This is a genomic window from Maritimimonas sp. 2304DJ26-3 (assembly GCF_056591635.1).
The window spans coordinates 712,717-725,176 of sequence record NZ_JBWQOK010000001.1 but is presented as its reverse complement, the minus strand read 5'-3'; the positions used below and the strand labels follow the sequence as shown (position 1 = coordinate 725,176).

12 protein-coding genes are annotated in these 12,460 nt (G+C 31.6%); 9 read left to right on the top strand and 3 right to left on the bottom strand.

Features of this window, described 5'->3' with window-relative positions:
- Positions 1 to 12: 12 nt before the first annotated feature.
- Positions 13 to 2,223 carry a S9 family peptidase gene (locus AC1EUV_RS03400; RefSeq protein ID WP_480197256.1) on the bottom strand — a complete coding sequence of 737 codons (2,211 nt, stop codon included), beginning with the start codon at positions 2,221 to 2,223 and terminating at the stop codon, positions 13 to 15.
- A 158-nt stretch (positions 2,224 to 2,381) separates the two neighbouring features.
- Between AC1EUV_RS03400 and AC1EUV_RS03395 the strand changes: the two genes are divergently transcribed.
- The 6 genes from AC1EUV_RS03395 (at position 2,382) to nadD (ending at position 7,598) form a co-directional block, all read left to right on the top strand.
- Positions 2,382 to 3,662: a hydroxymethylglutaryl-CoA reductase, degradative gene (locus AC1EUV_RS03395; RefSeq protein ID WP_480197255.1), complete on the top strand. Its 1,281-nt coding sequence runs from the start codon at positions 2,382 to 2,384 to the stop codon at positions 3,660 to 3,662.
- A gap of 109 nt (positions 3,663 to 3,771) precedes the next feature.
- Entirely contained in the window at positions 3,772 to 4,380 is a 609-nt protein-coding gene (locus AC1EUV_RS03390) for a superoxide dismutase (protein WP_480197254.1), read from the top strand.
- 82 nt (positions 4,381 to 4,462) lie between these two features.
- Positions 4,463 to 5,368 carry a DMT family transporter gene (locus AC1EUV_RS03385; protein ID WP_480197253.1) on the top strand — a complete coding sequence of 302 codons (906 nt, stop codon included), beginning with the start codon at positions 4,463 to 4,465 and terminating at the stop codon, positions 5,366 to 5,368.
- A 47-nt stretch (positions 5,369 to 5,415) separates the two neighbouring features.
- Positions 5,416 to 6,273: a YicC/YloC family endoribonuclease gene (locus AC1EUV_RS03380; protein ID WP_480197252.1), complete on the top strand. Its 858-nt coding sequence runs from the start codon at positions 5,416 to 5,418 to the stop codon at positions 6,271 to 6,273.
- A gap of 147 nt (positions 6,274 to 6,420) precedes the next feature.
- Entirely contained in the window at positions 6,421 to 7,014 is a 594-nt protein-coding gene (gene gmk, locus AC1EUV_RS03375; protein ID WP_480197251.1) for a guanylate kinase, read from the top strand.
- Positions 7,011 to 7,598 carry a nicotinate (nicotinamide) nucleotide adenylyltransferase gene (gene nadD, locus AC1EUV_RS03370; RefSeq protein WP_480197250.1) on the top strand — a complete coding sequence of 196 codons (588 nt, stop codon included), beginning with the start codon at positions 7,011 to 7,013 and terminating at the stop codon, positions 7,596 to 7,598. The genes gmk and nadD overlap by 4 nt, the downstream gene beginning before the upstream one ends.
- Before the next feature lie 2 nt (positions 7,599 to 7,600).
- Here the strand turns inward: nadD and AC1EUV_RS03365 are convergent, their stop codons facing one another.
- Both AC1EUV_RS03365 and AC1EUV_RS03360 read right to left on the bottom strand, forming a co-directional pair.
- Positions 7,601 to 8,119, bottom strand: coding sequence for a hypothetical protein (locus tag AC1EUV_RS03365; protein WP_480197249.1), 519 nt, complete (start codon positions 8,117 to 8,119; stop codon positions 7,601 to 7,603).
- 5 nt (positions 8,120 to 8,124) lie between these two features.
- The gene (locus AC1EUV_RS03360; RefSeq protein WP_480197248.1) at positions 8,125 to 9,342 is read right to left on the bottom strand and encodes a hypothetical protein; all 1,218 of its coding nucleotides are present in this window, start codon (positions 9,340 to 9,342) and stop codon (positions 8,125 to 8,127) included.
- A gap of 158 nt (positions 9,343 to 9,500) precedes the next feature.
- On the opposite strand from AC1EUV_RS03360, the gene AC1EUV_RS03355 reads away from it, so the two are divergent.
- The 3 genes from AC1EUV_RS03355 to AC1EUV_RS03345 are packed head-to-tail and all read left to right on the top strand — an operon-like array spanning position 9,501 to position 12,415.
- Entirely contained in the window at positions 9,501 to 10,364 is an 864-nt protein-coding gene (locus tag AC1EUV_RS03355) for a M23 family metallopeptidase (protein ID WP_480197247.1), read from the top strand.
- A 3-nt stretch (positions 10,365 to 10,367) separates the two neighbouring features.
- The gene (locus AC1EUV_RS03350) at positions 10,368 to 11,861 is read left to right on the top strand and encodes a GH3 auxin-responsive promoter family protein (protein ID WP_480197246.1); all 1,494 of its coding nucleotides are present in this window, start codon (positions 10,368 to 10,370) and stop codon (positions 11,859 to 11,861) included.
- Positions 11,858 to 12,415 carry an MOSC domain-containing protein gene (locus AC1EUV_RS03345; protein ID WP_480197245.1) on the top strand — a complete coding sequence of 186 codons (558 nt, stop codon included), beginning with the start codon at positions 11,858 to 11,860 and terminating at the stop codon, positions 12,413 to 12,415. The genes AC1EUV_RS03350 and AC1EUV_RS03345 overlap by 4 nt, the downstream gene beginning before the upstream one ends.
- Positions 12,416 to 12,460 lie beyond the last annotated feature (45 nt).

Genomic DNA, 12,460 nt, shown 5'->3' with positions numbered 1-12,460 from the left:
AATTATAAGGGTTTAATTTTTTAATTGTTCTTTTTGAGATAACTGACCTTTAGATGAGCCTAAGTGTTCATCAATAAAACTAGTCATTTTTTTATATAAATGTAATCTAGTGTTACCACCATAAATGCTATGATTTTTATCAGGGTAAATTCCCCAATCAAATTGCTTGTCAGCTTGTATAAGGGCTTCTACCATTCTCATAGTATGTTGTAAATGCACATTGTCGTCACCAGAACCATGGATTAACAAATAATTACCTTTTAATAATTCGGGATAATTAAAAGGAGAATTATCATCATAACCACTTGGGTTTTCTTGAGGAGTTCTCATATATCTTTCTGTGTAAACGGTATCATAAAAACGCCAAGAAGTAACAGGAGCAACTGCAATTGCAGTAGAAAACACATCAGATCCTTTCAGTAAAGCATTTGTAGCCATATGACCACCATAACTCCATCCCCAAATACCTATTCTATTTTTATCTATATAAGGTAATTCACCAAGCTCCTTAGCACTATTGATCTGATCGATTGTTTCTAATTTCACAAGATTCATATAGGTAGCCTTTTTAAAGTCTCTACCTCTAAACCCGGTACCACGACCATCTATACATGCAATGATATAACCTTTTTGAGCTAACATTTGATACCAAAAATCATTGTTATTACCCCAGCGATTGGCTACAGATTGTGAGCCAGGGCCAGAATATTGATACATTAACAAAGGGTATTTTTTATTTGGATCAAAATCCGTTGGCTTTATCATCCAAGCATTAAAATCGCCATTTTCAGTTTTTAATGTGAAGAATTCTTTTTTAGCAATGTCATAACCATTTAATTTTTCGGAAAGCTCTTTGTTGTTTTTTATCTCTTTTAATTGCTTACCTGATTTTGCCTCATTCAAGGTGTAAATATCTGGTGTATTTGCACTAGAAAACGTATTGACAAAGTAGCTAAAACTATTGCTAAAAGCAGCACTATTGGTTCCACTTGCTGAACTTAGTAATTTTTTATCCTTACCATTTAACTTTATTGAAAATACTGTTCTGTTAATAGAACCTCCTTCAGTAGATTGATAGAAAATACGTTTTGTTTTAGGTTCAAAACCGTAGTAATGAGAAACCTCCCAATTACCATCTGTCACTTTATTTTTTAATTTACCAGATGCATCGTAATGATAAATATGGTTAAAACCATCTTTTTCACTTGTCCATAAAAAACTGTTATCCTTTAAAAAAGTAAGATCATCGGTAATATCAACATAAGCAGCATCCTTTTCATTTAAAACTAATTTTGACTCCAATGTATTTCCATCAACAAATATCAAATTCAAATTATTTTGATGACGATTTAAAGTGGTAACAGCTAAAGTATTTGGCTCATTAGACCATTTAATTCTTGGTATATAATGTTGAGCAAGTTCACCCAAGTTCACCTGTTTACTCGATTTTTCTTTAAGATTAAACATGTGTAACGTTACAACCGCATTTTTTTCACCAGCCTTAGGATATTTGAATACTTGTTGTGAAGGATATAAAGATTTACCATAAACATCCATAGAAAACTCAGGGACGTCGGTTTCGTCAAATCGCAAAAAACCAATCTTATCTGAATCACCATTCCATTGAAAAGCTCTTACAAAAGAAAATTCTTCTTCGTAAACCCAATCAGCTATTCCATTAATAATGAAGTTCTTTTTTCCGTCGGTTGTTACTTGAACTGTAATATCAGTAATAAGATCTTTAACATAAATATTGTTGTCATAAACAAATGCTACCTTATTTCCATCAGGAGAAAACGCAGGTTCTTGAATTTTATGTTTAGAAACTAGTTGTAATTTTTTTGAAGCAATGTCGTAAACGTAGTAGGTATCTTTAGAGGAATGCCTGTATATTTTTTCTGATTCTGTACCTAATAATAATTTGTTTTCATTCTTGTCAAATTCATAACTTTCAAAATAAGGTAGCTCGTGCAAATCCTTACTGTCTACAACAGTTTCAATTTTTTCTAAAGTTTTGTAATCATATTTATCTATACTCGTACTTCGAGTACCTTGGTTAAGGTTTAAAAGAGTATAAAAATCACCTTTGTTCATAGAGTGAAATGACTTTAATGTCTCACTTGAAAAAGTTCCTTTTGACCAAATATCTTCTAATGTAATGTTCTTTTTTTGTGCTGTAAGAGTGGTAGAAAATATTAAAAGAAGAAGTAAAAAGTTTCTCATTATAAAAATTGAATATTTCGAAAAAGTTTGCCAAGTTTACGGAAATTTCATCAAAAATCATCCCAAAATGCTTATAAAATGGTATTAGCAAGTGTTTTTTAATGACATTAACTTTCAATAATTAGTATCTTTGATCAGCTTTTTAAAAGACCCAATTAATGACCAAAACCATTACAGGATTTTCAAAATTTACTAAAAAAGAAAAGATCAACTGGCTGGCAAAAACCTTTTTTGGTGAAGCAGAAGAGGCCAAAAAAACGTTGAAAAAATATTGGAATAAAGATGAACGATTACAGCAATTGCATGATGAGTTTATAGAAAATACCATTTCCAATTTTTATTTACCCTATGGCGTAGCACCTAATTTTATCATCAATGGCAAAGATTATGTAATACCAATGGCAGTTGAAGAGAGCTCGGTAGTGGCTGCCGCATCTTTAGTAGCAAAATTTTGGAGTACAAGAGGAGGGTTTAAAGCTAGCGTAATTTCTACCACTAAAATAGGTCAAGTACACTTTATGTATAAGGGCGGTTATAACGATCTCAATTTATATTTCAATTCTAAAAAAGCTCAATTACTTGAAGCCACCGAATCGATTACTAAGAATATGCGTAAACGTGGAGGAGGGATTTTAGATATTGAATTAAGAGATAAAACATCAGAATTAGACAGCTATTATCAGCTTCATGTAACTTTTGAAACCAAAGATAGCATGGGTGCTAATTTTATTAACTCATGCTTAGAAGCTATAGCGAACGAGTTTAGAAAGGATGGTATAGAAATAGTGATGAGTATTTTATCTAATTATATTCCTAATTGTTTGGTTAAAGCAGAAGTTAGTTGTGATATTGATAAACTAGGAGATAATGCACAAGTATTTGTCAAAAAGTTCTATCAAGCTGTTCAGATAGCTAAAGTAGAACCTTATCGCGCGGTGACACATAATAAAGGTATTATGAATGGTATTGATGCGGTAGTGTTGGCAACCGGAAATGATTTTAGAGCAGTAGAAGCAGGAGCACATGCTTATGCCGCTAAAGATGATCGTTACAAAAGTTTAACAGATTGTTCGATTGATGACGAAACATTCAAGTTTTGGATTGAAATTCCTCTTGCTTTAGGTACTGTTGGTGGGTTAACGGCTTTACACCCTTTAGCAAAATTATCTCTAGAAATGTTGCAAAATCCTTCAGCTAAAGAATTAATGCAAATTGTTGCTACTGCTGGACTAGCACAAAATTTTGCGGCATTACGTGCTTTGGTGACCACCGGAATTCAAGAAGGGCACATGAAGATGCATTTGCAAAATATTTTAAATCAATTAGGTGCCTCTGAAGACGAAAAACAACAAATTATAGAGCATTTTAAGAAACGTCCTGTAACACATAGTGCAGTAGTCGAAGAATTTCAGAAGATGAAAGTCAATAGTTCTAATTAATGATTTCATAATAATAATCTATCCTTATTACCTCAAAGATTAAACTCAAAGTCCCTATCTTTGAGTTACAAAAAATAAAAGAAGTTTAACACAAAAAATATAAAAAATTATGGCTTTTGAATTACCACAATTAGGCTACGCATATGATGCTTTAGAACCCAATATAGATGCAAGAACAATGGAAATTCATCACTCTAAACACCATGCTGGTTATACAAATAAACTAAATGCCGCTATTGAAGGTACGGACCTTGACGGGAAATCTATTGAAGACGTTTTAGCAAACTTAGATATGAATAATGGAGCTGTTCGAAATAACGGAGGTGGATTTTATAATCATAGTCTATTCTGGTCAGTAATGAATCCTGAAGGTAAAGGATACCTTTCAGGTGAACTAAAAGACGCTATTGAAGCTGAATATGGTTCTGTTGATGCTTTTAAAGATGCTTTTGCTAAGGCAGCAGCTACACGTTTCGGTTCTGGTTGGGCGTGGCTTTGCGTTCATAAAGGAGGAAAAGTTGAAGTGTGTTCTTCGCCAAATCAAGATAATCCTCTAATGCCAGGTGTTGGCTGTGGAGGTACTCCAATCTTAGGAATTGATGTTTGGGAGCATGCTTATTATTTAAATTATCAAAACCGTCGTCCAGATTATATTCAAGCATTTTTTAATGTAATTAATTGGAATGAAGTAGAGCGTCGTTACGCTGAAGCTAAATAATATTATTCCTGCTAAAGCAAGAATGTCATTATAAAACTGCCTGAAAGATTAATTTCAGGCAATTTTTCTTTTAACTAAGCCTATGCAAGGTAAAACTATAGCTATTATTGCGGCATTTATTGTAGCAATTATTTATGGTGTAAACTATACAATTGCTAAAGAAGTAATGCCAACATATATAAGACCGTATGGTTTTATTTTATTACGCATTTCTGGAGCGGCTATTCTATTTTGGATTTTAAGTCTTTTTATGGCTAAACAAAAAGTTGAAAGATCAGATTATAAAACGATTTTCTTTGCAGCTTTATTTGGTGTTTGTATAAATATGCTAGCTTTTTTTAAGGGTTTAAGCCTTACAAGTCCAATAAATGCTTCAGTAATAATGGTTACGAGCCCGATCTTGGTGCTTATTCTTTCGGCAATTATTCTAAAAGAAAAAATAACATTTATAAAAGTTTTAGGGATATTAGTTGGATTAATTGGGGCAATATTAATTATTGTTTATGGAAAGAGTGTAGTTCCTGGAGACAAACCTTTAATAGGTAATCTTTTGATTTTTATAAATGCTAGCTCTTATGGGTTATATTTGATTATAGTAAAAAAACTAACCTCTAAATATAATTCTATCACACTTATTAAATGGTTATACCTATTCGGGTTTTTATTGGTATTACCTTTTGGATTTTTTGAATTGCAGCAAGTAGAATGGACCCAAATACCCCGAAACATATACTTTAACGTTGGTTTTGTTATTGTATTTACTACATTTTTTGCTTATCTATTGAATTTATTTGCATTATCTAGACTCAAGCCTACTACTTTAAGTGCTTTTATTTACCTACAGCCATTAATTGCATCTAGTTATGCATTAATAACCCAAACAGATTCCATAAATGGGATAAAGATTGCTGCGGCTTTTTTGATATTTTTAGGTGTATATCTTGTTACCAAAAGCAATGCAAATCCAGTTGAAAAAACATCCCGTTAAGGTCTAGTCATAAAATGTGTAACTTTGCTTAATTTTTATAGAAATCTATGATTCAATCTATGACCGGCTATGGAAAAACCATAGTTCAACTTCCTCAAAAAAAAATAACAATTGAGGTAAAATCGCTTAACAGCAAGAACCTCGATTTAAATGTTAGAATACCATCTATTTATAAAGAAAAAGAACTAGAGATACGTAAATTTTTATCTAAAAACTTAGTAAGAGGTAAGGTTGAGTGTTCAATTTTTATGGAGGTTACCGGAGAAGAAACATCTACTAAGATTAACACAGAAGTGGTTAATAGTTATATAGATCAGTTAAGAAATATAGCAGAAACATCACCTGAAAACACTCTTGAAATTGCGATGCGTTTACCAGATTCTTTAAAAACAGAACGGGAAGAATTAGATGAGAGAGAATGGAAAGCAATTGAAAAAGGTTTAGAAGAAGCAACGCAAGCAATTGTTACTTATCGAAAAGATGAAGGCAAGGTTTTAGAACAAGATTTTAAAGATAGAGTACAAACTATTCAAAGGCTTTCGATTGAAGTTGTTGAGTTAGACAAAGAACGCTTAAGTTATGTACGTGAAAAACTTAGGAAAGCTGTTGATGAGCTAAAAGAAGATATAGATCAAAACCGCTTTGAACAAGAGTTAATTTATTATTTAGAAAAATTAGATATAACTGAAGAAAAAGTCCGTTTAAAAAACCATTTAGACTATTTTTTAGAAGAGTTAAAAGGAATTACATCAAATGGAAAAAAATTAGGATTTATATCTCAAGAAATTGGTAGAGAAATCAATACAACTGGTTCTAAATCTAATTACGCACCAATGCAAAAAATCGTAGTTCAGATGAAGGATGAATTAGAAAAAATAAAAGAGCAATTATTAAACGTTTTATAGATTTAAAGCAAATTTTATAAAGAATTAAACAAACTGACTAGTATTTAATTAAGCTTAACTATTTGTTTTGCAATTAATTATAACAAAAACAGATTTTTATAAAACACCAAGCAGTATTTATAGCAAAAAATAACATCAAGCATAGATTTGACAAAAAAAAAGGGAAAATTAATCGTTTTTTCTGCGCCATCGGGTTCAGGTAAAACTACAATAGTTAGACATTTACTAGGGGTTGATCATTTGAACCTAGAATTTTCGATTTCAGCTACTTCTCGTAAAAAAAGAGGTGAGGAAAAAGACGGAAAAGATTACTATTTTATCTCTGCAAGAGAATTTAAAGATAAAATTAAACAAGACGAATTTTTAGAATGGGAAGAAGTCTATCGTGATAATTTTTATGGAACATTAAAGTCAGAAGTTGAACGAATTTGGAGTTTTGGTAAGCATGTTATTTTTGATATAGATGTAGTTGGCGGCTTACGAATCAAGAAGAAGTTTCCTGAAGAAACATTATCAGTATTTGTAAAACCACCAAGTGTAGACGAATTAAAGATAAGGCTTAAAAAACGTAGTACTGAAAGTGATGATAAGATCAATATGCGTGTTGCTAAGGCATCGGTTGAGATGGCAACAGCGCCACAGTTTGATGAAGTGATTAAAAATTATGACTTAAATATCGCTCTAAAAGAAGCAGAAGAGCTTGTAGCTGATTTTGTAGGTGCAAAAAAAAAAGAAAAATGAATATAGGCTTGTATTTCGGTACATTTAACCCAATTCATGTAGGTCATATGGCAATTGCTAACCATATGGTAGAATTTTCAAACCTTGATGAGGTTTGGTTTGTTGTTACGCCGCATAGTCCTTTTAAAAAGAAATCATCATTGTTAGATGATAATCATCGTTATCAACTAACTCAAATAGCAGTTGAAGATTACCCCAAATTAAAAGCTTCAAATATTGAGTTTAAACTCCCTCAGCCTAATTATACGGTGAATACTTTGGCTCATATTTCTGATAAATATCCAGAACATAATTTTAACTTAATTATGGGCGAAGACAACCTAAAATCTTTCCATAAATGGAAGAATTTTGAAGTTATTCTAGAGCATCATAATATTTATGTATATCCAAGAATTTATGACGGTCGTGTAACCAAAACACAATTTGACGAGCACCCTAAAGTGCATAAAGTAAATGCACCTATTATGGAAATTTCTTCTACTTTTATTCGTAGTGCTATTAAAAACAAGAAGAATATCAAAGCTTTGCTGCCATGTAATGTTTGGCAATATATAGATGAGATGAATTTTTATAAAAATAAATGAGGTTATTTTTTTACATAATGCAACTCCATTTTATTATTTGTTCTAAAAAATAACATTATCTGAAAATCTTCTTCATTCCATACAACATGATTAATGTTATCATCTCCTATATTTCCCCTCTTTAAAGACATTGTCCTTTGTTTTGTATTTATTTTAAAAGAATCTTTCCCTCTCTCTATTGAAGAAGATTCTTCAGTTAGTGTTTTATCAATACTCATCACATTATAATTGCAACCATATTTTTGACGAACTTTTTTAAAAAGAGATTTATTAACTGACTCTGGAAAAAAAATAATTATTCGTTTAATAGTTTTGTCATCATCTGTAGCAATACCAATTTGATCTATTGGCATGTCTAAAAAAAGGATAGAGGGGTCAGACACAATATATAAACCTTCTTCAACCATATGATTTTTTGTAATCCTTATAGATGAAATTGTGTCAATATTTTTTCCCAATAATGTTTCAAAGTTGGCTTGCATCACACCAATAATTAATATTTTAATAATTAATATTTTCATAATTTTTAATCACAATTACCACTTGAAAGAAGGGTTACTTGGTATTGTCCTGCATTGCGCATTGCAAATGGTGGATTAGCGGAAACACCCCCACCTACTGACCGCATACCTGCTTCCATAAATTGAAGCCACTTATCACCAACCGCTTGCCCTGTAGCATCTGGATTAGCAATATACCAAAGCTCAGTAGCATTTATAGCTGCTGTCACTACATCTGCAGTTATATTCGCAGCTTGGCCATTACGTCTCCAACTAGGCATTGTGAAATAAACACGGTGATCAAACTCAACATCAGTTTCAACATATTTATACCGACCATCAGGGTAAATCTTTAAAGCATAGAATGTTTCAAAAATACCTTCAACTGCAGCTGCAGTTACTGAAGAGTTAGGAGGTTTATAATATTCAAAACTACTACAATTTACAAAAAAGAAAGGGTTGGGGTTTTCTTCATCAAGCTCTCTTTGAGATGTTGTTGTAGCTGGTTTACTATCTTCAGCGTTATTCTCATCTCCATTATTGGTGCTAGAACCACTATTACTACCTCCACCAGAACCTTCGAAATCCCAAGATTCATTAGTAGACCCTCCACCAGTTGAACTAATATTTATATTATCACCACTCCAAAAATCACTAGAAAATTCAAATTCACGTCTAGCAACAACAATTACTTCTTGTAAATTGTTTGTTTCTGTCCACCATTCATCTCCATCATTTTTGGTATAAGATGAATTTTTTTGAGATCCGTTTAAATTAAATTGAGAAACTATTAATCCATCTTCAACTCGAAATAATCCTCGAAGTTTACCCTCTAGGTTAGTAATTGCTATTTTTCCAGAAAAATGATTTGTATAATCTTCACGCTCATCTGATAACATATTAAAAAGAACAGACTCTAAAGAGCCATCTACATTGAGCAGTAATATTCTGCTATAAATATTTTCATATTTTGTTGAAGCATGCACTACAGCCAATAGCTCACTGCTATTATTAATAGATTCATAATCTAACAAATCAGCGTTGTAAGATAACTCTATACCTCCACTTTTTTCAATAAGCGAATTTTCTTGCAGAGATATAAGGAAATCTTCTACTTCAGAAACACTAGCTGTTTTGTAGTTACTTTTTTCAATTTCTTGAATTGGCTCAATATTTCCATCACAGCTGGATAATAATGTTATAAATAATAGAAAATAAATATAAACTCTTAGAGAATATTTCATAGCAAAAAAATTAAATTAGAAGCCATAAAGTTAGGATTAAAAAAATAAAATAACAATAGTGGTTTTTGGGTATTTTACTCATAGTTTTCTATGAGTTTATTTGTAAATTCTCTATTGCATTAACTCAAATATACGTTGTATATTTGTTTTCCTTCAAAATGGCAAAAAAGAAACAAAATAAGAGCAAATTCAAAGAAAAACTGACTAATAAATACCGATTAGTTGTATTAAATGAAGATACTTTTGAAGAGCGCTTTTCTTTTAAACTAAATCGATTAAATGTATTTGTCCTTTCTGGCATTATCTCCATTTTGTTAGTTGGATTAACTGCGGTTTTAATAGCGTTTACCCCTTTAAGGGAATATATACCTGGCTATTCTTCTTCTAAATTAAAAAAACAAGCTACAGACTTAGTTTATAAGGTTGATTCACTTGAACAACAATTGGCGGTAAACGATGTATATATTGATAATATTCGCGAAGTATTGACAGGTAAAATTAAAGATGTTAACATCAATAAAGATTCAATTATAGAACAATTAAAGATAGAAGACACTAATTTACAACCTACAGTTGAAGACTCAATCTTTAGACAAGAGATTGAACGAGAAGATCGATATAGTTTATTTGAAGAGGCAACGAAAAAAGCTGATTTAGTATTTTTTACCCCTGTAAAGGGTCAAATTTCAGATAGATATAATCCAAAGGAGAAGCATTATGCTGTTGATATAGCTGTTACCAAAGATGCACCTGTAAAAGCAGCAGCAGACGGTACAGTTATCTTTACAGGATTTACAGCGGAAACAGGTTTTGTATTAATTTTAGAACATGCTAAAAACTTTATTACGGTCTATAAGCACAATGCTACCTTGCACAAAGAGCAAGGCGATTTGGTAAAATCGGGTGAAGTTATAGCAAACGCGGGTTCAACAGGCACTTTAACTACAGGACCACATCTTCATTTTGAATTATGGAATGATGGGTACCCAGTAAACCCCACTAATTATATAGATTTTGAGTAGTACATGAAGGTGAATTCTATTTTTGCGAAACCTATTGCAAAGCGTGTTCAAAAACGCATTTATAGATGGGCGAATAGCCCTAATAAAACGCAACAAAAAGTCTTTAAGAAGTTAATTAGACAAGCAAAAACAACAACTTTTGGTAAAGATCATGACTTTACCAATATTAAGACTTATCGTGATTTTATAGAACGTGTTCCTATACGTGATTATGAAGGTTTAAAGCCATATGTTGAACAAATTTTAGAAGGTAAAGACAACATTCTTTGGAAAGGCAAACCTTTATATTTTGCTAAAACTTCAGGAACAACGTCAGGAGCAAAGTATATACCAATTACAAAAGCATCAATGCCATTTCACGTAAAGGCCGCTAGAAATGCCTTGCTTATGTATATTGCCGAGACAGGTAATGCCGAATTTATAGATGGAAAATTAATTTTTTTACAAGGAAGTCCAATTATTGAGGAGAAGAATGGTATCAAAACCGGGCGCTTATCTGGCATTGTTGCACATTATGTGCCTAGTTACTTACAAAATAATAGAATGCCAAGTTGGGAGACCAATTGTATTGAAGATTGGGAAACTAAAGTTGATGCCATTGTTGAGGAGACTATAGAAGAAGATATGACACTCATTAGCGGAATTCCCTCTTGGGTACAAATGTATTTTGAGAAATTAATTGCTAAAACGGGTAAAAGTATCAAGGAGATTTTTCCAAATTTTGGTTTGTTTGCATATGGAGGCGTCAATTATGAACCATATCGTAATAAGTTTGAAAGTTTGATTGGCAAGAGGGTAGATTCTATAGAATTATATCCGGCTTCTGAAGGGTTTTTTGCGTTTCAAGATAAGCAAGGTGAAAAAGGAATGTTATTGCTTCTTAAAAATGGAATTTTCTATGAATTTATTAAAGCAGATGAATTCTTTGAAGAGAATCCAATCCGAATTTCCATTAGTGATGTAGAGCTTGGAGTAAATTATGTGATGATTATTTCTACCAATGCAGGCTTATGGGCATACAATATTGGTGATACGATTGAATTTACATCTCTTAAACCACATAGAATTATTGTTACTGGCCGTATTAAACATTTTATTTCAGCGTTTGGAGAACATGTTATAGGTAAAGAAGTTGAACAAGCATTGAATGAGTCAATCCAAAATTCAAGGATATCTGTAAATGAATTTACGGTTGCTCCACAAATAAATCCTGAAAAAGGATTGCCTTATCATGAATGGTTTATAGAATTTGATACTCCTCCAGAAGATTTAAATCAATTCAGCAAAAGAATTGATCAATCACTACAAAAACAAAATTCCTATTATTTTGATTTGATAGATGGAAAAGTATTAAAACCTTTACAAATTACAATGATTCAAAAGGACGGCTTTCAATTATATATGAAGTCTCAAGGAAAATTAGGAGGTCAGAATAAAGTGCCTAGATTATCAAATGATCGTAAAATAGCTGATATTTTAAATAAATTTAAGTCATGAAAGTAGTATCTGTAAATATTGGTGAGCGTAAAAAAGTAATATGGCGCAAAAAAGAGATAGAAACAGGCATTTTTAAATATCCAGTAGATCATCCTATTTTTTTAAACAGTGAAGATGTAAATGGTGATAATATTGTTGATAAAGAGCATCATGGTGGTATAGAGCAGGCAGTTTATCTATACGGAGAACAGCACTACAACTATTTTAAAGAATTATATCCTAGTCAGGATTGGCAATATGGAATGTTTGGTGAAAATATCACTATTACAAATTTTGATGAAATAGAAATTCATGTTGGCTCAATCTATAAATTAGGAGAAACAAAAATTGAAGTTACAAAACCTCGCCAGCCGTGTTATAAGCTCGGAATCAGATTCAATAATCCTAAAATAATTAAAGACTTCTGGTATTCGACTAAAAGTGGTGTATATTTTAAAATTCTAGAAATAGGTAAAGTAAGTGTTGGCGACGAATTAATTGTTATTGAAAATAAACCCAATAACCCAACTATAGCTGAAGTTTATACTTCTAAAAGAACACAAAAAGGAGTTTAAATTTAATTGAATTAAACCTTTTTCATTTTACAAAGTCTTAGATAA